20 protein-coding genes are annotated in these 21,538 nt (G+C 31.0%); all 20 read right to left on the bottom strand.

Features of this window, described 5'->3' with window-relative positions; translation table 11 throughout:
* Positions 1-36: 36 nt before the first annotated feature.
* Entirely contained in the window at positions 37-861 is an 825-nt protein-coding gene (locus BLV37_RS05060; RefSeq protein ID WP_091728170.1) for an undecaprenyl-diphosphate phosphatase, read from the bottom strand.
* A 98-nt stretch (positions 862-959) separates the two neighbouring features.
* Entirely contained in the window at positions 960-1,682 is a 723-nt protein-coding gene (locus BLV37_RS05055) for a ClpP family protease (protein WP_425287119.1), read from the bottom strand.
* 160 nt (positions 1,683-1,842) lie between these two features.
* Complete coding sequence (gene dapG / locus BLV37_RS05050) at positions 1,843-3,039, bottom strand: aspartate kinase (RefSeq protein WP_091728165.1); 1,197 nt, start codon at positions 3,037-3,039, stop codon at positions 1,843-1,845.
* An 82-nt stretch (positions 3,040-3,121) separates the two neighbouring features.
* Positions 3,122-3,397: a YlmC/YmxH family sporulation protein gene (locus BLV37_RS05045; RefSeq protein WP_091728163.1), complete on the bottom strand. Its 276-nt coding sequence runs from the start codon at positions 3,395-3,397 to the stop codon at positions 3,122-3,124.
* Positions 3,398-3,509: 112 nt separating this feature from the next.
* Positions 3,510-4,781, bottom strand: a complete 1,272-nt coding sequence (locus BLV37_RS05040; RefSeq protein WP_091728160.1) for a M16 family metallopeptidase — start codon at positions 4,779-4,781, stop codon at positions 3,510-3,512.
* A 76-nt stretch (positions 4,782-4,857) separates the two neighbouring features.
* Positions 4,858-5,571, bottom strand: a complete 714-nt coding sequence (locus tag BLV37_RS05035; protein WP_091728157.1) for a polysaccharide deacetylase family protein — start codon at positions 5,569-5,571, stop codon at positions 4,858-4,860.
* 115 nt (positions 5,572-5,686) lie between these two features.
* A complete protein-coding gene (pnp, locus tag BLV37_RS05030) occupies positions 5,687-7,792 on the bottom strand; it encodes a polyribonucleotide nucleotidyltransferase (protein ID WP_091728155.1) in 2,106 nt (701 codons plus the stop codon).
* Positions 7,793-7,902: 110 nt separating this feature from the next.
* A complete protein-coding gene (rpsO, locus tag BLV37_RS05025) occupies positions 7,903-8,172 on the bottom strand; it encodes a 30S ribosomal protein S15 (RefSeq protein WP_091728152.1) in 270 nt (89 codons plus the stop codon).
* 122 nt (positions 8,173-8,294) lie between these two features.
* The gene (locus BLV37_RS05020) at positions 8,295-9,209 is read right to left on the bottom strand and encodes a bifunctional riboflavin kinase/FAD synthetase (protein ID WP_091728149.1); all 915 of its coding nucleotides are present in this window, start codon (positions 9,207-9,209) and stop codon (positions 8,295-8,297) included.
* Between the two features lie 12 nt (positions 9,210-9,221).
* The gene (gene truB / locus BLV37_RS05015; protein WP_091728145.1) at positions 9,222-10,127 is read right to left on the bottom strand and encodes a tRNA pseudouridine(55) synthase TruB; all 906 of its coding nucleotides are present in this window, start codon (positions 10,125-10,127) and stop codon (positions 9,222-9,224) included.
* 7 nt (positions 10,128-10,134) lie between these two features.
* Positions 10,135-11,109 carry a DHH family phosphoesterase gene (locus tag BLV37_RS05010; RefSeq protein ID WP_091728142.1) on the bottom strand — a complete coding sequence of 325 codons (975 nt, stop codon included), beginning with the start codon at positions 11,107-11,109 and terminating at the stop codon, positions 10,135-10,137.
* Entirely contained in the window at positions 11,102-11,476 is a 375-nt protein-coding gene (gene rbfA, locus BLV37_RS05005; RefSeq protein WP_091728139.1) for a 30S ribosome-binding factor RbfA, read from the bottom strand. The genes BLV37_RS05010 and rbfA overlap by 8 nt, the downstream gene beginning before the upstream one ends.
* Before the next feature lie 35 nt (positions 11,477-11,511).
* Entirely contained in the window at positions 11,512-13,605 is a 2,094-nt protein-coding gene (infB, locus tag BLV37_RS05000) for a translation initiation factor IF-2 (RefSeq protein WP_176967878.1), read from the bottom strand.
* A gap of 16 nt (positions 13,606-13,621) precedes the next feature.
* Positions 13,622-13,936: a L7Ae/L30e/S12e/Gadd45 family ribosomal protein gene (locus tag BLV37_RS04995; RefSeq protein ID WP_091728136.1), complete on the bottom strand. Its 315-nt coding sequence runs from the start codon at positions 13,934-13,936 to the stop codon at positions 13,622-13,624.
* The gene (rnpM, locus tag BLV37_RS04990) at positions 13,937-14,197 is read right to left on the bottom strand and encodes an RNase P modulator RnpM (protein WP_091728133.1); all 261 of its coding nucleotides are present in this window, start codon (positions 14,195-14,197) and stop codon (positions 13,937-13,939) included. It abuts the gene before it with no gap.
* 23 nt (positions 14,198-14,220) lie between these two features.
* On the bottom strand, positions 14,221-15,258 hold the full coding sequence (gene nusA / locus BLV37_RS04985) for a transcription termination factor NusA (RefSeq protein ID WP_091728115.1): 1,038 nt from the start codon (positions 15,256-15,258) through the stop codon (positions 14,221-14,223).
* Between the two features lie 18 nt (positions 15,259-15,276).
* On the bottom strand, positions 15,277-15,741 hold the full coding sequence (rimP, locus tag BLV37_RS04980; protein WP_091728112.1) for a ribosome maturation factor RimP: 465 nt from the start codon (positions 15,739-15,741) through the stop codon (positions 15,277-15,279).
* Positions 15,742-15,894: 153 nt separating this feature from the next.
* Positions 15,895-20,205 (bottom strand): PolC-type DNA polymerase III, encoded by a 4,311-nt coding sequence (locus BLV37_RS04975; RefSeq protein ID WP_091728109.1) that lies wholly within the window; start codon positions 20,203-20,205, stop codon positions 15,895-15,897.
* A gap of 21 nt (positions 20,206-20,226) precedes the next feature.
* The gene (locus BLV37_RS04970; protein WP_091728108.1) at positions 20,227-20,892 is read right to left on the bottom strand and encodes an MgtC/SapB family protein; all 666 of its coding nucleotides are present in this window, start codon (positions 20,890-20,892) and stop codon (positions 20,227-20,229) included.
* Between the two features lie 4 nt (positions 20,893-20,896).
* The gene (locus tag BLV37_RS04965) at positions 20,897-21,535 is read right to left on the bottom strand and encodes a glycosyltransferase family 2 protein (RefSeq protein ID WP_091728105.1); all 639 of its coding nucleotides are present in this window, start codon (positions 21,533-21,535) and stop codon (positions 20,897-20,899) included.
* Between the last annotated feature and the right edge of the window lie 3 nt (positions 21,536-21,538).

Here is a 21,538-nt window from a genome sequence, read left to right as displayed (position 1 = left end):
AATTTAAAATCCTTTAAGATTATTCATGTTGTTCAATTAAAAAAACTGTTTAAATATTATAATAGAACCAATTATCCAAACATAATATGAAAAATAATGAAGTTTGCCTTTTTCTAATACCTTTATCAAGATATTGATTGCAAAAACACCTGTAATTGCAGATATTGTTACTCCTACAATCAATGGTAAATCTATAGCGATAGCTGAGGATTCAGATAATGCATCCTTTATTCCTAATAATCCAGCCCCAAAGGTAGCTGGTAAGGCTAATAAAAATGAAAATTTAGTTGCTAATTTTTTATTAAATCCTCTAAAAAGCCCTCCAACTATTGTAGAACCAGACCTAGATATTCCTGGTGTAATAGCGAAGCCTTGGAATAGTCCTATTATTAGTGCGTCATATATCTTCATATCATTTGCTTTTTTATTTCTAGGAGGTAGCTTTTCAGCAGCCCATAATAAAATACCAGTAACAATAAGAGCTAAACCTACTATTGTTACAGATGAATATAGTTTTTCGAAAAAATCGCTAAACAATATCCCTATTATTCCTGTAGGGATACTCCCAACTATTATCATTAAACCTAGTCTTTTATACTCATTATCTATACGTAATTTTCTATATCTAAACAAATCATATGTAAGTATAAAAAATTCTTTAATAATTATTATGATATCATTAAAATACACTATAAAAATTGATATTAATGTTCCAAGATGAAGCATTTCAGCAAAAAATAAATTCCCCTCCTGTATTTTAAACAGACTCTGGAGTAAGACTAAATGTCCTGAACTACTTATTGGTAAAAATTCTGCTATCCCTTGAAATATCCCTAAGATTATTGCCTGAAAAATTGTCATGTCTAATATCCTCCTGCATAAAATTAAAGTGCTAATGATGATCATTAACACTTTTATGATGTAATTATAACATAATATATATAAATATTCTATTTAAATTAGCTATCACTATCTTTATTAATAAGCTCTTTAAGCCTTTTTAATGCTTTACTGAAACCACCTACTTCGTTTATTAATCCATAATTAACTGCTTCTTCTCCAATAAGTATAGTTCCTACATCATTGGCTATTTCATCTGTATCATACATTAGCTTTAAAAGTGTTTCTTTATCTATATTTGAAGTTCTTAATATAAATTTTATTATTCTCTGCTGCATTTTTTCAAAGTATCTAAATGTTTGAGGTACTCCAATAACTAATCCATTCATCCGAATAGGATGAATTGTCATTGTAGCTGTTGGTGTTATAAAAGAATAATCACTAGAGGTAGCTAATGGCACTCCAATACTATGTCCACCACCTAGTACAAGGGAAACCTTAGGTTTACTTAAGCTATTAATCATTTCTGCCAGTGCTAAACCAGCCTCCACATCTCCTCCAATAGTGTTTAGTATTATAAATACACCCTGTACTTCTGGATTTTGTTCAGCTGCTACTAGTAGCGGCATTATATGTTCATATTTTGTGGCTTTCTTATGTGGAGGAGATATTACATGACCTTCAACTTCTCCAATGATTGAAATGAACTGTATATCTTGGGGGGTTACTGGCAAATTTGGTATCCCTAGAGTTTTTAAATTTTCAATACTATCATTATCTGAATTTTCATTAGGGGAATTATCATTACTTTCCTCATATTGTTCATCTTTATCTAAAAACATAAAACCCGAATCGTATTTATCCATTATATTCCTCCTTTGGACAGTAGAATAATTTAGTAATTTAAATCGTTTTTCAAGAGTATTCTATTAATATAGTGTATACTAATATAAAAATTATATGCTTATTACAAAAAACAAACAGGCTAATTAGTCTGCTTGTTCAATAAAATTCATTATGCAATGCATATATTGATTTCTCTGTGTCTTCATCTTTAACAAGACACCAAATAGTTGTATTAGAATCAGAGGATTGTAAAATTGATACATTAACACTTAAAAGGGCGTTTATTATTTTTGCCATTACTCCAGGAAGTCCATTAATTTTATGACCTATGATACTTATTTTACAGCAATTATTAATCACTTTATATTTGTAGTTACCTTCTTTGAGAATTCTTTCCATAGGCATAGAATGTTTTTCGTCTATTGTAAATACTTTTTTTTCAGGTAAAATGTTTATTAAGTCAATACTGATATTGTTTTCTGCAATTATGTTCAATAATTTTTGTAAATATTCTTCATTATTATCTAGTTCAACAGTAATCTGTGCCCTGTTTCTTTTGTAAGTAATTGCTGTTATTAATCTTTCTTTTACGCTACTTTCTTCATCACTTTTATTACAAAATCCGATAATAGTTCCTTTGCAGTTGATGGAAGTATTTTTGATTATCACTTTTAGATTGGACCTCTTTGCTACTTCAACTGCTTTTGGATGAATAACTTTAGCACCTTCTTCAGCTAATTGATACACTTCTGAATAACACATGTTATCAATTAATTGAGCATTAGGAACTATTTTAGGATCTGCTGTCATTATACCTTCTACATCAGTATATATCTCCACATACTCACATCTAATAGCTTCTCCTATTATTAATGCGCTTGTATCACTGCCTCCTCTTCCTAGAGTTGTTATATCACCATCTTTAGTGGCTCCTTGAAAACCAGTAACAATGACAATATTATTCTTATCAATTGCATCTAATAATTTTTGAGGAATAACGCTTATAACATTAGCATTACCAAAATTATTATCTGTTAAAATGCCTGCTTGAGCGCCAGTTAAAACTATGTTGTTATAACCATTTGCACTTAATATGCTAGAAATTATAGTAGCTGAAATAATTTCTCCGCAGGACATTAACAAATCTAGTTCTCTTTTTTTACAATATTCCTCATCTATTAAATTTATAAGTGAATCTGTTGAATAAGGATCACCATTTCTTCCCATTGCTGAAACTACTACTACTAACTTATGTTTATTGTTTGCTTTTTCTATTATTCTATTTATTACTTCTCTTCTGCTTTTCTCACTTGCAACTAACGTTCCCCCAAATTTTTGCACAATAATACTCATATTCTCACCTCTAATGTAAACGGGTTAGATGCATTATGTTAATCTATAGTTTATTATATGTTTTTAAAAGTATATTGTGATTTTATACAGTAAATATCCTTTTACTTCTAGCCTCCTCATCTAGTTCAATTATGATCATATCATTTCCTATTTTTCTTATAGATGACCAAGGAATTTCTATTCCTCCTTTGTCATTTAGACTAAAAATTCTAAATTGACTTCTTCTATCTGGTACTAATAACGCTAATATTTTGCCGCTTTTATCATCAATAATTAAATCAGAATCAGCAACTATCCCTAATCTACCTCCATCATTCAAATTAACTATCTCTTTACCGCCTAATTCACTTAATCGCATTATAATCCCTCCTTATAAATAGCTTAGTATATATTATGAGGAGGAATATTATATTATGATTTATCAATTATGATAAGGTCAATTATGATTTGTTTTGTAATAAAAAAAGCTACTAATTAAATAGTAACTTTTTCAACTCTAAATTAATTTCCTTTTCATCCAAATAATTACCAACATAAGCGATGTTGTATTTGTTTTTATCAAATACTTTATTTATGATATGTTTTATATCTTCTGCTTTAACTTTGTCAATTTTAGTCAGTATTTCCTGTGGTGATGTTATCTTGCCCAATAAAAGCTCTGACTTTCCTATTGAGGTCATACGACTCGATGTACTTTCAAGTCCTAGTATATAATTCCCTTTTAACTGTTCTTTTGATTTATATATTTCTTCATCTGATAAGTATTCTTTTTGAATTTTATTAATATTTTTAATAATTATATCTACAACTTCTAGAAAATAATCTGGATTCAAAGCAGCATAAATAGTTAGTATTCCTGTATCCTTATAAGAGGATGGATATGAATATATAGAATAAACTAGACCTCTATCTTCTCTAATATCCTGAAAAAGCCTAGAACTCATACTTCCTCCAAAGATATTATTTAATACCAATAATGCATATAATTCATCTTTTCCTTGTGCAACTCCTTCTGTACCAATACAAAAGTGAAGCTGCTCAATATCTTTTTTCTTATTGGAGATATCATGAAATAATTCTGGTTTTCTATATTTTTCAATTAGATTCTGCTTAGTGCTCCAATTATTAAAATACTTTTTTATTAATCCTATTGTTTCATTAAAATTAAAATTACCTGCAATAGATATAACAGTATTTGAAGGAGAATAAAATTGTTCATAATAATTTATTAAATTATTTCTAGTCATCTTGTTGAGAGATTCTTCACTTCCTAATATAGGCAATGATAGGGTGTTACCGTCAAAAATAGTTTTAGACAATAGGTCATGTACTAAATCCTCAGGTGAATCCTCGTACATTTTAATCTCTTCATATATAACAGACTTTTCTTTAATAATTTCTTCTTCATCAAATAAAGAATTAAAAAACATATCAGCTAATACATCAATGGCAATGTCTATATGATTGTCTAGTACCCTTGCATAGTAACATGTACATTCTTTGCTAGTAAAGGCATTTATTTGTCCCCCTATATTATCAATTGCTTCAGCTATATCCTTTGCACTTCTATTTTTAGTTCCTTTAAATAGCATATGTTCAATAAAATGTGATACTCCATTATTGTATAAATTTTCTTTTCTTGAGCCTGCTTCTACCCATATTCCTATGGATACTGATTTTACATGTGGTATATGCTCAGTTACAACCCTAAGCCCATTATCTAAAGTTACTTTATTATACATGTTTTCCTCCTAAGCACATTATTAATTAATATATTATTATAGGCCATAAATCTATTATTTTCAATAATTTAATTCACTAATTCATTATATCACTAATGGTTCCTATTCTATAGCCTTTTTCCTTTAGATTATGAATAATTATAGGTAAAGCTTTAACTGTTTCTTCTTTTGGATGCATTAAAACAATGGCAGAATTATGGTGCTTACTTACTACTCTATTTATTATTTTGTCTTTTGTGCTATCCTTTCTCCAATCAATTGTGTCTATACTCCACATAATTATTTTATATCCTAAATCCTTTGCAGCCTTAATAGTGTCATTGTTATATGCTCCTGATGGAGGTGCAAAATATTTAGCTTTTGTTCCTATTATTTCAGTTATTATAATATCAGCCTTTTCTATTTCTTTCCTATTGTCCTCATAGTTCAATAAATTATAATCTTTATGAAAGTACCCATGATTTCCGATTTCATGGCCTTTCTCAAATATTTTTTTTAGCAATTCTGGGTTTTTTTCTGCCCATCTTCCAGTTGGGAAAAAAGTAATTTTAATTTCATAGTTATCAAATATTTGAAGCATATGAGGAATACATTCATTTCCCCAGTCTACGTTGCAGGCAAAAGCCATAATTTTTTCTTCTTTTGTTCCTTTGTAGTAAATATCATCATTGAAAAAAGTTTCATTAGTTTTTCTTGAATAATTAACAGCAAACAATATACTAACAATTATCAGTAAAGTTACTATCAAGACCATAAATATAGTATTATATCTTATATAGATTAGTTTCACAGTACTGCCCCCTTAAAATAATGTTTACTATATAAGTATTCCTTGATTTTAAAAATATAATAAGAAAAGCTTCTTGATTATAAGAAAAAAGACATAAACCTTTTGGCTCATGTCCTTATCTTTTTTCATTTTCTTTTGGTTCTTCCTTTGGTAGTGCATCTTTTCTTGAAAGATTTACTCTACCCTGATTGTCTATTTCAGTTACTTTTACTAATATTTCATCTCCTACAGATAAAACATCCTCTACTTTATTTACTCTTTCTCTAGCTATATTCGATATATGAACTAAGCCTTCTTTCCCATTTAGCACCTCTACAAAAGCACCAAAAGCCATTATTCTAGTTACTTTACCTAGATATATTTTGCCAACCTCTATTTCTTCTACTATTTTCTCTATCATTTCAAGAGCTTTTCTACCAGACTCAATATTTTCTGCTGCAATTATTACTTTTCCATCATCTTCGATATCAATTTTAACTCCTGTTTCGTCAATTATCTTGTTAATTACTTTTCCGCCCGGTCCTATAATGTCTCTAATTTTGTCTGGATTTACTGTCATGGTTAGTATTCTAGGTGCATATGGAGATAACTCTTTTCTTGGCTGAGAAATAACTTCATTCATTTTGTTAAGTATATGCAGTCTGCCTTGTTTTGCTTTTTCCAATGCTTCTTTTAATATATCTCTATCTATTCCTGCTATTTTTATATCCATTTGTATTGCTGTTATGCCTTTTTCTGTTCCTGCAACTTTAAAATCCATGTCTCCTAAAAAGTCTTCCATACCTTGGATATCAGTTAATATAGCTACTTTTTCTTCTGATTTCATTAATCCCATTGCTATACCCGCTACTGGAGAACTAATAGGAACTCCTGCATCTAATAATGCTAAGGTACTACCACAAACACTTGCCTGTGATGTAGAGCCATTTGAGCTCACTACTTCTGATACTAGTCTTATTGTATAAGGGAATTCTTCTATACTAGGAATTACAGGCTCTAATGCTCTCTCAGCTAAAGCACCATGTCCAATTTCTCTTCTACCAGGTCCTCTTAAAAATCTTGTTTCTCCAACACTATATGGAGGGAAATTGTAATGATGCATATATCTTTTTTCTTCTTCTTCTCCAAGACCATCAATTACCTGAGCATCTCCTGCTGCACCCAAGGTTGCAACTGTTAAAACTTGAGTCTGTCCTCTAGTAAACAATCCAGAGCCATGGGTTCTTGGTAGTAATCCTACTTCACTAGTAATTTTTCTTATCTCATCAACTTTTCTGTTATCTGGCCTAATTCCTTCTTCTATGATTAGTCTTCTTACTTCTTCTTTAATAATATTGTAAAGTATTTCCTCAATATCTTTGATGTTCTCAGGATACTTCTCTAAGAAATACTCAACGGCTTCAGCTTTTACCTTATCCATATTTTCTTGTCTTTCCTGCTTATCAACTGTTTTAATAGCATCAGACATTTTTTCTTTAGTATATTCTCTAACCTCTACATCTATTTCTTTGTCTACCTGAAAAACCTTATAATCTTTCTTTTCTTTTCCTACCTCTTCTTGTATCTGGTTTATGAATTTACATATTTGCTTGATTTCCTCATGTCCAGTTATTATAGCATCTAACATAACTGCCTCATCTATTTCGTTAGCACCTGCTTCAACCATCATAACTGCTTCTTCGGTTCCTGATACCACTAAGCTTAATATAGATTTATTTCGCTGCTCACAGGTTGGATTAATAATAAATTTATTATCTATTAAACCAACAGATACTGAGCCTGTAGGGCCATTAAAAGGAATATCTGATATTGTTAGAGCAATAGATGCTCCTATCATCGAAACAATATCTGGAGTGCAATCAGGATCAACAGATAGCACTGTTGCTATTACCTGTACGTCATTCCTATAATCATCAGGAAATAATGGTCTTATTGGTCTGTCAATAAGTCTTGACGTGAGGATAGCTTTTTCGCTAGGTTTTCCTTCTCTCTTTATAAATCCACCAGGTATTTTTCCAGCAGCATAAAGACGCTCTTCATAATCCACACTTAATGGGAAAAAATCAATTCCTTCTCTTGGCTCCTTTGAAGCAGTAGCTGTTGCTAGTACAACTGTATCTCCGTATCTAACTAAACATGCTCCTCCTGCTTGTTCAGCAATTTTTCCAGTGGTAACTGATAATTTTCTACCACCTAATATGCTTTCAAAAGTTCTTTCCATGTTCTACCTCCTTTATTATGTACTATTATTACATACTAATTATTATTGCCTCGAATAAAAATAATTATTATGACTTATAAAGCAATAGAGCGGGTATTCCCCCGCTCTTATTAACGTCTCAATCCTAATCTTTGTATTAGGTTACGATATCTTTCAATGTCTGTTTTTTCTAAATAGTTTTGAAGACCTCTTCTTTGACCTACCATTTTAAGTAATCCTCTTCTTGAATGATGGTCCTTTTTATGAGCCTTTAAATGTTCATTTAGTTTGTTAATTCTGTGTGTTAAAATAGCAATTTGAACCTCAGGTGAACCTGTATCACCTTCATGTGTTCTATACTCTTCAATAATTCTTGTTTTTTCTTCTTTACTTAAATTCATTATTTATTCCTCCTTAATTTTAGGCTACACCTTAAGCCAAGTATATCGTCGAGGCTACAATAAACATAGCATAAGGTATCATCAAACCTAATTGTACCATATACTAAATAAGTTGTAAATATTTAATTGCTCTCTATTGTTTTTTTTATATCATCCATCACTTGATTTATTAACTCATCTTTGTTTGAAAATTTTATTTCATCTCTAATAAAATCATCAAATAAGACCTCTATCTTTTTACCATATATATCTTCATTGAAATCTATTATATGGGTCTCAAAACTAAATCCTGCATCATTAAATGTTGGATTATTGCCTACATTAGTCACACTTAAATATTTTTTGCCATTGACATGGGTGTGTGTTTTATAAACACCGAGTCTAGGTATTTGATAATCTGTACTTAGCTTTAGATTAGCTGTGGCAAAGCCTAAGCCTTTACCACGTCCCTTCCCCTTAATAACAGTTCCACTAATGGTAAAGGGTCTTCCTAGTAACGTATTTGCTTCTCGAATTAGTCCTTCATTGATTAATTCTCTAATATAGGAGCTACTGATTATATTATTATCTTTAGTTATTGGCTGGATGATATGAACTTCAAAACCAAATTCTTCTCCAGCTTTTTTTAAAAATTCTCCATCTCCTTGGGCTTTATATCCAAATCTATAGTCAAAACCTATTACTACAAGCTTGGCCCTTAATTCTTCAACAATAATATTCTTTACGAACTCATAGGGTGTCATATGCATTAGGCTTTCAGTAAAATCAACTATATACAATATTTCTACTCCCATATCTTCAAGTAATGAAATTTTTTGGTCATTGCTTGTCAATATATTGTTAGATTTATTAGTTTTAAACTTAACTAATGTGTCATTGTTAAATGTAAAAACAGAAGTAGTAAGGTTTTTTTCCCTAGCACTTTTTTTCATTTCCTCAATTAAATATTGGTGGCCTAAATGTAAACCATCGAAGTTTCCAAGTGCAACCGCTGTATTTGCATACTCCTCGCTAAATTTAAATGATTCAATTTTCATTATTTATCACCTTTACAAAAAAACTTTGTCCATTTTTAATATTGTATATATATTATCTTTTTCAATTAAGCCTATTCCTATAAATTTTTCATTGCAATATACTCTAGTTGATTTTTTATTATTATTGCTAAAGCTTTTAATATGGTTGTTATCAAGCTTTATTTTTCCACCATTTTTCAATATTTGAAAATAGCCTTTATCTACTTCAATGTGGCTATAATGCTTAAGGGCACTATCTATAGGCAAAACAATGTCTGCTAGCCTTTGAGCATTTGCATACTCTTTTATTTCTTCAAGAGTATATGAGTCCTCAATCTTAAAGTCTCCAACTTCTTTTCTTAACAAAAATGTCATGCAACCTAAAGCTCCTATCTCTCTGCCTAGGTCATTGCATAAAGTCCTAATATATGTACCCTTAGAACAATTAGCATCAAACATTATTCTTTTGTTATCATAGTTTTTCAATATTTTTAAATCATGTATAATTATTTCTCTTGGCTGCCTTTCAATGGTTTTCCCTTCTCGTGCCAGTTCATATAGCTTTTTACCATTGTATTTTATTGCAGAATACATAGGAGGTATTTGTTTAATTTTCCCTTTAAACTTGTTAAATACCCTTTCAATATCCTGATAGGTTACGTTATAAGTCTCTAATTTATTAATAACCTCTCCATATTTATCCTGAGTGTCCGTTTCATATCCAAGTGTTAGCTCTGCTCTATACACCTTATTAAAATCATCAAAATATTGAACGACCCTTGTAGCCTTACCTATACAAATAGGTAGCACACCAGCGGCATTAGGATCTAAGGTGCCGGTGTGCCCTACTCTTTTAATATTAATTGTCTTTCTAATAAAATTTACTACATCATGAGATGTCATTCCAGGCGGCTTTAAAACATTAATAATCCCATTCATATTATCATCACCTAAATGCCTTCACTATTTCTTCTAAAACTAGCTGCTTTCCCTCTTCGATATTCATATATATTGTGCAGCCTGATGCTTTTGCATGTCCTCCACCATTAAATGATTTTGCAATTTGAGATACATCTACATGCTTTTTTGACCTAAAGCTTATCTTTATTGTATTATTATCTATTTCTTTTAAAATACACGCTACTTCTACAATGTCAATATCTCTTATGAAGTTTACAACAAAGTCTGTTTCTTCAGATGTAGCATTAGATTCTTCTAGCATTTTTTTTGTAATCATTGCCAAGCCAATCTTTTTATTATTGAAAAACTCTAATGTATTAAGGCTAGCTACTAGCAAATTCGTTTTTTCTATACTTCTAGATTGGTAAAGATTAGTATTGATAATGTTAGTATCTATACGAGCATCAAGCAGCTTAGAAGCTATCATATGAGTTTTAGATGTAGTGTTGTCGTATTTAAAGCTCCCTGTATCACTAGAGATTGCAGTATAGATACATGTTGCTATATCTTTATCTAATTCCACATTCATATGATTAATTAGGTCATAAACTATTTCCCCAGTTGAGCTAGCCTTTGGATTGACAATATTTATATGACCAAAATCAGTATTTGTTATATGATGATCAATATTGATTACCACGCTTACAGATTCAAGTAGGCTCTTTTCAACCCCAAGTCTGTTTTCATCCCCGCAATCTAAAGCAATAAACAAATCCACTTTTTGTCCAATTAAATCTGTTTCAATTAAATCAATTCCAGGTAAAAACGTTAAGTTGTTAGGCACTTTATCGGGTACAAGCATTGTAATATGCTTATTGAACTTTTTTTTAATCACTAACCCTAAAGCCAAAACAGAACCTATACTGTCTCCGTCTGGATTCACATGAGAAGTGATGCATATATTATCATAATTCTCAATTACAGAGATGGCTTTTAGAAGCAATTCACTGTAATTATTCATCCCCATCTTTCCCCTTCTTCTCATCACTTTTTATCTCGTTTAAAATCTTAGATATTTGAAACCCGTGTTCTATAGATTTATCTAAATAAAACATGGGTTCAGGTGTATATCTTAAATTAAGATTTTTACCTATTTCTTTTCTTATAAATCCTTTGCTGCTTTCAAGACCTTTAATAGTGTCACTAATTTCACTTTCGTTGCCTAGTACGCTGATATATATTTTTGCATATCTTAAGTCTCTTGTTACTTCTACTAAGGTAACGCTTGTCATAGAGGAAATTCTAGGATCTTTTAGCTCAGTCATTATTACATTACTAACTATTCTTTTTATTTCTTCAGAAATTCTACCTATTCTTTTTAAGCTCATAAAATCACCAATCCTTTTCCCTTTGCATTATAATACTATTTTTGTATTTCTTCAAAGGTATATGCTTCTATTACATCACTTTCTTTTACATCATTGTATCCATCAATGCCTAATCCGCCTTCATATCCACTCAATAATTCTCTTACATCATCCTTAAATCTCTTAAGAGAGGAAATAGAGCCTTCATGTATTACAATATTGTCTCTTAGAAGTCTAATCTTTGCATTTCTTAATATTTTTCCTTGCTGTACATATACTCCAGCAACAACACCTACATTTGGGACTTTAAAAGTAGCTCTAATCTCTGCTCTTCCAAGAACTACTTCTTTATATTCAGGGGTTAGCATACCCTTTATAGCAGCTTCAATATCTTCAATTGCAGTATAAATAACTCTATATGTTCTAACATCAACATTTTCTTTGTTTGCAATTTCCATTGCAGTATTTGTAGGTCTTACATTAAATCCAATAACTATAGCATTTGATGCAGATGCAAGCATTATGTCACTTTCAGTTATTGCACCTACTCCTCCATGAATTGGATTTACCTTAACTTCATCAGTGCTTAATTTTTCTAAAGACTGTTTAACTGCCTCAATAGAACCTTTTACATCAGCTTTAATAATTATGTTTAAGTCTTTAACTTCTCCTTGTTTTATTCTTTCAAATAAATCCTCTAGAGAAACTTTCTGGTTTACTTTTAATTGCTCATTTCTAATTACTTCTTTTCTACGCGTAGCTACTTCTCTTGCTTTTTTATCATCTTCAACTACATATAAATGCTCTCCTGCCTCTGGAACTTCAGACAATCCCAATATTTCTACTGGAGTTGAAGGGCCCACTTTTTTTACTCTCTTTCCTCTATCATCAAGCATAGCTCTTACCCTACCATATGCTGCTCCAGCTACTACAGCATCTCCTATGGAAAGACTACCCTTCTGAACTAGGACAGTGGCTACTGGTCCTCTGCCTTTATCTAACTTAGCTTCTATTATTGTTCCCATTGCTTTTCTATTTGGATTGGCTTTTAGTTCTTGCATTTCTGCAACTAAAAGAATCATTTCCAATAATTCATCAATTCCCATTCTCTTAAGAGCTGATACAGGTACAAAAATTGTATCTCCGCCCCAGTCCTCTGGCACAAGACCGTGTTCTGTTAGCTCTTGCTTTACCCTATCTGGATTGGCTTCAGACTTGTCAACTTTATTAATAGCCACTATTATTGGAATATTTGCAGCTTTAGCATGGTTAATGGCTTCAATAGTTTGAGGCATTACACCATCATCAGCTGCAACCACAACTATTGCAATATCTGTTATTTGTGCCCCTCTAGCTCTCATGGAAGTAAAGGCCTCATGGCCAGGTGTGTCTAATAAAACAACCTTTTTGTTATTAATTGTTACAGCTGAAGCTCCAATATGCTGAGTAATGCCTCCTGCCTCTTTCTGTGTAACATTAGTTTCTCTTATAGCATCTAAAAGAGAAGTTTTACCATGATCTACGTGGCCCATGACAGTAACTACAGGTGGCCTTAATTGTAAGCTTTCTTCTGGATCTTCAAAGTCTAAACTATCATATGATTTGTCCTTACTTTCTTCCTCGTCTGTTTTTTTGTCTAACCTTAACTCATAATTAAATTCTGAAGCAATTATACTTGCAGTATCAAAATCAATTTCTTGGTTAATTCCTGCCATTACTCCAAAATTAATCAACTTAGAAATCAATTTATTAGGTGAAATATTAATTTTTTCGGCTAAATCTTTAACTTGAATCTTATTTCCTACTTCAATAATATTAACATTAATATTAACATTGCTCTCCTCACCTGATTTTTTTTCAGGTTGATAATTTTTTTTACTAGTATTCGCTTTTTTATCAGCATCGTTAGCTTTTTTAGGCTTAGTATTACTACTTTTCTTTTTCTTATTTATATCAGAAGATTCCTCATGTAAATTGTCTTTCTCTTCTTCCTCACTTGAAATAAATTCTTTAACCAATTCTGCTTCCTCTGCCTCTATTGAACTCATATGATTTCCTACCTTAATATCTAGTTCGTTTAATTTATTTACTAATTCTTTATTTGATATTCCTAACTCTTTAGCTAACTCATATACTCTTACTTTAGTCAAACTATACACCCCCATATTATTTACAGGTGATAATCTCATCAATTATTTTATATAAAGCTTTTGAAAATGCTTCATCGTTTATGGATATAACCGATGTAATTCCTTTCCCAATAGCTAAACCAAGCTCTGCTTTTGAACCTATTTCAACGTAAGTAATATTTTTATTATTGCATAAAGCTTTAAACTTGTTTTTAGTATTATCTGAAGCATCTAAAGCTATGATTAATAACTTAGAACTATCATCTTTTAACGAATGAATACAACCCATCTCACCTGATACTATTAGCCCAGCCTTTCGTCCTATGCCGAGCATTGATAAAAGCTTTTTCATCTATCTAATCTCCTTCAACAAGTCTTCATATACCTTGTCAGGAATTTCAACCTCTAAAGCCTTATTAAGCCTTTTAGTTTTTTGTGCCTTTTCTAAACATTCAACGTTTTTACAAATGTAGGCTCCTCTTCCGTTTGCTTTTCCAGTTAAGTCAACAAAGATATGACCATCTTTATTTTTTACTATCCTTATAAGCTCACGTTTAGGTTTTCCCTCTGAACAACCTATGCATTTTCTAAGAGGTATTTTTTTTACCTTCATTTTTATCGCACTCCTTGCAGAAATTAATTGTCTATCTGGCTTTCGCTTTTTATGTCTATCTTCCAACCAGTTAATTTTGCAGCTAGCCTAGCGTTTTGACCTTCTTTACCTATTGCTAACGATAATTGATAATCCGGCACAACTACTAATGCTGATTTTCCCTTTTCATCTACATCTACTTTTATTACCTTAGCTGGGCTTAAGCTGTTTGAAAGAAATTCTCCCATGTCTTTACTCCAATTTATTATGTCTATTTTTTCTCCCTTAAGTTCATCTACTATAGCTTTTACCCTAGCACCTTTAAATCCGACACAGGCACCAACAGGATCAACATTTTCATCATTTGAATAAACAGCTATTTTAGTTCTAGAACCTGCTTCTCTAGCTATACTATAAATGTCCACAATTCCTTCTTGTATTTCAGGAACTTCTAGCTCAAATAGTCTTTTAACAAGACCAGGATGAGTTCTTGATAATAATATTTGTGGACCTTTGGTAGTCTTTTTAACTTCTAAAATATATGCTTTTATTCTATCACCTTGGTTGTATACTTCCCCTTGAATTTGTTCACTTGGTGCCAATATGCCTTCTGTCTTACCAAGGTTTACAAAAACATTGTTTTTACTTACTCTTTGCACTAGACCAGTAATAATTTCATTTTCTCTATTTGTAAATTCATCAAAAACTATTTCTCTCTCAGCTTCTTTTATTTTTTGCATTACCACTTGCTTAGCTGTTTGAGCAGCAATTCTTCCAAAATTTTTAGGTGTAATCTCTACATTGACTATATCATCAATATTATAGTTTGCATCTATCTCTTTTGCATCATCTAAGCTAATCTCCAATAGTTCATCCTCTACAGTAGGAACTATATTTTTCTTAGCATAGACCCTTACTTCTCCACTTAATTTATCTATTTTGACCTCAACATTTTGTGAAGAACCAAAGTTCTTTTTATAACCAGAAATAAGTGCCGCTTCTAATGCATCAAATATTATCTCTTTGCAAATACCTTTCTCTTTTTCTATTTCTTCAAGAGCCTCAATAAATTCGGCTTTCATATCCCCTCTAACCTCCCATTAAAATTTAATTGCTAAATTAATCTTAGAGATAATCTCTCTATCTATCTCTATAATATTTTCTTTTTCATCACTTATAAGTATACTTTTTTCATCGAATTTTGTAAGTCTACCTATGTATTTTTTCTTTCCATCCACTTGTTTATATAAGCTTATTTCTATATCTTTACCAATGCTTTTTTCTAAATCTTTATCCTTTTTTAAAGGTCTATCTAGTCCAGGAGAAGATACCTCTAAAAAATAATTGTCATCTATTGGATCTTTTTCATCAAGTAATTCGCTTAATTGTTCACTAACCTTTTGGCAATCATCTATAGTTATTCCACCTGGTTTATCAATAAATACCTTCAAGTAAAAGTGAGGACCTTCTTTAGTATATTCTAAATCAACTAATTCAAACTCATAATTATCTAATATTGGAAGTACCATTTTGGTAACCATGTCTTCAAGAACATTTTTTTTCATTTTTTCACCTCCAAGTAAATATACATTCATATTTTGCCATAAAATAACTTAGTTTATTCTAAACTAGGCAATATAATAAAGTAAGAGTGGGGAGACCCACTCTTGATGCACACGTTTATTTACCTCTAAGTCTATCATAGTTTTTTCCAAAAATCAAATATTAAATAAAGATAGTTGGTTACTTTCAGGCATGCCCTTTAAACAGCCATGAACTTCTAATGCCTCTATAACAGTTTTCGTAACTTTGCATCTACTAGATAAATCTTCTAATGATAAAAAGTCTCTTTTCACTCTTTCTTCCGCAATATTTCTTGCAGCATTCTCTCCAACTCCTTGAAGTGATTTAAGAGGTGGAATTAAGCCCTTTTCTCCAATCAAAAACTTATCACTGTCGGATTTATATAAATCAACTCTTTCAAATTCAAAGCCTCTAGCATACATTTCTAATACTACTTCTAATACAGTCAATAAGTTTTTTTCTTTTGCAGTTTTATTGTTTCCCATGTCTTCAAGTTCTTCAATCTTTTTTTCTACTACTTCTTTACCTTTTAAAACAAGTTCCGCATCAAAATCCAATGCCTTAGTAGTAAAATAAGTAGCATAAAAAGCCTTTGGATAATGAACTTTAAAATATGCTATTCTAAAAGACATCATAACATAAGCTACAGCATGAGCTTTTGGAAACATATATTTAATAGTATTACATGATTGAATGTACCAATCAGGAATATTGTTTTCTCTCATATAATCTTCATCTTCTTTAGTTAAGCCTCTACCTTTTCTTACTCCCTCCATTATCTTAAAAGATCTTTTCTTATCTAGACCATTGTATATTAAATATAGCATAATGTCATCTCTGGTAGATATAACCTCACTTAACCTTGCAATACCATTTCTAACTAAATCTTGAGCATTATTTATCCAAACATCTGTACCATGTGATAGTCCACTTATTCTTACGAGTTCTCCAAAAGTTGTAGGCTGTGTATCTATGAGCATCTGACGAACGAATTTTGTCCCAAATTCTGGGATTCCAAGAGTGCCAACTTCTGAATTAATTTCTTCTTTAGTAACACCCAAAGGTTCTGTACTAGTAAATAGTTTTAAAGTAGTTTCATCGTCTAAAGAAATACTCTGAGCGTTAACACCAGTTATATCCTCTAGCATTTTAATTATACTGGGCACATCATGTCCAAGTATGTCAAGCTTAAGAATTCTACCACTAATGGAATTATAGTCAAAATGGGTAGTGATTACACCAGACTTACTATCATCTGCTGGATACTGGATAGGAGTAAAATCATATATCTCTTTGTAATTTGGTACAACCATTATCCCTCCCGGATGCTGACCTGATGTCCTTTTGATACCAGTACATCCCTTAACTAAGCGATTAATTTCAGCATTATTAATAGGAATATTTTTCTCTTCAAAATATTTTTTTACAAAACCATAAGCTGTTTTCTCTGCAATAGTACCTATTGTACCAGCCCTAAAAACATATCCCTTTCCAAACAATTCTTCTGTATATTGATGAGCTATAGATTGATATTCTCCAGCAAAGTTAAGGTCAATATCAGGCTCCTTATCTCCTTCAAAACCTAAAAAAACTTCAAATGGTATATCTTGTCCATCCTTTTTATATTTAGTCCCACATTTTGGACAAGTCTTGTCAGGAAGGTCCACTCCTGAGCTTATGGAGCCATCTAATATAAATTCACTATTTTTACAATTTGTACACACATAATGTGGAGGCAAAGGATTTACCTCTGTTATATCACTCATTGTTGCTACAAATGATGACCCAACTGAACCTCTAGAGCCTACAAGATAACCATCACTTAATGATTTAGAAACTAGCTTTTGAGCTATAATGTACATTACAGCATATCCATTTGAAATTATAGAGTTTAGCTCCCTATCTAACCTTGCCTGTACTATTTCTGGTAAAGGGTCCCCATAAATTTCTTTTGCCTTTTTATAATTCATAGTTCTAAGCTCATCTTCTGAGCCTTCAATAATTGGAGGATAAGTTCCATCAGGAATAGGAGTTATTTCCTCTATCATGTCTGATATTAGATTTGTGTTGTATATAACAACTTCTTTAGCTTTTTCTTCTCCTAAATAATTGAATTCCTCTAACATTTCATTTGTCGTTCTAAAGTATAATGGCAATGGTTTATCTGCATCAGAAAAACCTTGACCAGTTAAAAGTATTCGTCTATATATTTCCTCATGCGGTTCTAAAAAATGAACATCTCCTGTAGCCACAACAGGTTTGTCAAATACTTCGCCTAACTTAACTATATTTTTATTTATGGATTTTAGCTCTTCCACATCTCTTACAGATTGGTTATCTACTAAAAACATATTGTTTGAAATAGGTTGAATTTCTAGAAAATCATAAAACTTTACTATTTCTTCAATCTCATCTTTTGAGCTGTTAGACAAAATAGCCCTATACAATTCTCCTGCTTCACAAGCAGTTCCTATTACTAGGTCTTTTCTATATTTGATTAATAACGATTTTGGTATTCTAGGTGTTCTATGAAAATAATCTAAATGAGACTCTGATATTATTTTATATAAGTTTCTAAGGCCAGTTTGGTTTTTTGCAAATATTATTATATGGAAGGTATTATTAGATTTAATATTTTTATTTCCTTCAAATATATAATTTATTTCTTCTAATTTTGAAACTTCTTTTTCTTTTAGCATTTGGATTAAATTGGTAAATATTTTTGCCGTTGCTTCCGAATCATCAACAGCTCTATGATGATTTTCAAGCTTAATATGCAAGTGTTTAGCAAGGATGTTTAATCTATGACTTTTTAGCTCTGGAAATAACTCCCGTGAAAGCTGTAAAGTATCTAAGTAAGTATAATCAAATTTTAATCTTAAAAGATTACAGTTTTCTCTAATAAATCCAATGTCAAAGGAAGCATTATGAGCTACTAATACGCTATCACCTATAAAATCAAGAAATTTTGGCATGACTTCGTCAATGGTAGGTTTATCCCTTACAAGTTCATCAGTTATACCTGTCAACTCAACTATTCTATCTGGTATTTTTACATTGGGATTTACTAGCTGACTAAAGGTATCAATAATTTGTCCATTAAATATTTTGACTGCTCCAATTTCAGTGATTTTATCATTTTTACTTGAAAGTCCAGTAGTTTCAATATCAAAAACAGTAAATTCAGTATCTAAGTTTTGAGACTTATGATTGATTACTATGGGCTTAGTATCATTAACTAAATACCCCTCTACTCCATACAGTACCTTTATTCCAAATTTTTTTGCTGCATCCATACCTTCAGGATAAGCTTGGACAATACCATGATCAGTAATAGCTAAAGCTTTATGTCCCCATTCTGAAGCCTTTTTTGCTATATCAATAAAGCTAGATACTCCGTCCATAGCACTCATTTTTGAGTGACAATGTAGCTCAACTCTTTTTTCATGGCTGTCATCGAATCTTTCTTTCTTTTCAGCTAGCTCTAAAGACTTTAAATTAAGTATTGTTTGCTTTATATAATTATCATATATAACATCTCCAGAAGCTCTTACATATAATTTATCTTTCAAATTAGGTTCTAAACTTTCTTGAGCCTTTTTATTTGCAAAGACTTTTACAGTAATAGAGCTAGATAAATCAGTAATATTAAAGGTATATATCTTTCTATCTCCCTTTATTTCCCTACATTCTATATCGAATATTTCTCCCTCTATAGTTACACTTCCAGAATCTATATTAATAGATGAAATTTTCACTATATCCTTATCAATTTTATTACCATAAATTATGTTTCCGTTTCCTTTTTTATTTGTAGTTTTATTTTTATTTGTATTAATTGTCTTTTCATTGGATTCTTGCTCTAAATTTAAATCCTCAAGCATTTTGTTTTCTTCAAATTCTTTAATCTTATAATGTTCTTCTTCAGATAAATGATTACTTTCAATATAATTGAATTTAACTCTAATGTCTATATGGAGCTCTTTCTTTATTAAACCTTCAATTTGTTTGTCCATAATTTTATTATGTAAAGCTACTAGGCCTAGTTCGCTTCCAACAGAAATATCTAATACTTTGTCCTTGAAGCTCCAAGTAATTGTATCTAGCCACCCTAAGCTCGAAGGTATGGCTTGTTTAATTAATTCCAGTATGTTATCCATGTACGTATTAATTAAAGAATTTTCATCATTATCAATAATGTCTTTATAATCTATGGAACAAATTACATCTTCTAGTCCTTCAAATTTTCCTAATAAGATTTGTTTAATTTTACTTATTATTTCATTTGGTACTATATTGTTTGACTTTAAAAAGAGATTTAAGGTTCTGCTCTTAGTGTTTATTAAAACCCTTTTTATAATTATGTTGGTCAAGAATTCATCTTCATTATTAACACCTATATCTCTAATAAAGTCCTTAAGAGTTTTATTCTTATGTAAGGTCATACTACGTATTACCCCCTTATACTATGATCTATTTAACACTTCAATAACCCCATCTTCATCCTTTAGTTTATCTATTAATTCTTTTTTTACAGAAATATTAGGGAGCATAATTATTAAATTTATTATTTCCATTTGGTCTTCCTCATGCTCTAATTCAATATTCATGATATTGCCACCTAAGTCTCCAACTATCCGACATACCTTACCGAGCTGACCAGGTTTATTTATTGAAGTAATTTTTAGATTTAAATAATTTCTTTTATTTTTAATACCTTTCTCAATGATTGCAAATGAAGATAATGTAATAAATACCAGTAATACCGCAATTACGGCACCTATATAAAAACCTGCTCCTATAGCAATACCTATACATGCTACAGCCCACAGACTAGCAGCAGTAGTAAGTCCTCTAACAGTATCCCCTTGTCTAATGATTGTGCCTGCACCTAGAAAACCTATTCCACTAATAACTTGCGCGCCTAATCTATCTGGCTGTAATGTGGTTAATGGTTTAAAAGTGTAAAATATATGTATAGAGGTAAGCATAACAAGAGTAGAGCCTACACATACTAAAATGTGAGTTCTAAGACCTGCAGGTCTTTTAATAATTTCCCTCTCTACTCCAATAATTCCTGATAAAGCTACGGAAAGTATCAATCTAAACGCAATCTGCTGAACAGATAGCATGTTATCACCTTTCTTTAGTTGTCATTATTTTTACAATGTCCCAGTACATTTTAAGTCTTGAAGCAAAACCTTTAATTAATCCAAGTTTCTCCTCCTTCATTACATGAGTAAGATTTTCTAAAAACACTTCCTTGTATTTTATGTTGTTATTTGTTACATATTTAGTTAAAGCAATCTCGACTCCAAATCTTGTAATATCAATATTAGGAATATTTTCAATAATATATCTCTTAATTGCTCTTTGACCTGAAAGATATGGGGCTACCCTCTGAGCTAAATCCGTCGTGAATCTTCCGCTCTTAAATACTCCTATTGTCATATCTACTTCTCCCTTAAGAATAGGAAGTAATAATTCAACTATATGTTGTTCCTTTAGCCCTATTAAATCTGCATCTACAAAAAGCATAATCTCTGAAAGTGAAGCATCTACTCCTTTTCTTAATGCCCCACCCTTGCCTATATTATCTCGTAGTTCTACGATTTCTACTTCGTGTTTTTTAGCAATATCTACTGTGCTATCAACTGAACCATCACTTACAACAATGATTTTATCTATTAAATTAACTCTTTGTAGTACTTTTATTACATCACCAATGGTTCTCTCCTCATTAAATGCTGGTATAATAGCTGTTACAGAGTGCATTAA

Origin of the sequence: Proteiniborus ethanoligenes, from assembly GCF_900107485.1 — a bacterium.
Classification (GTDB): domain Bacteria; phylum Bacillota; class Clostridia; order Tissierellales; family Proteiniboraceae; genus Proteiniborus; species Proteiniborus ethanoligenes.
This window is presented reverse-complemented; position numbering and strand designations above follow the sequence as displayed.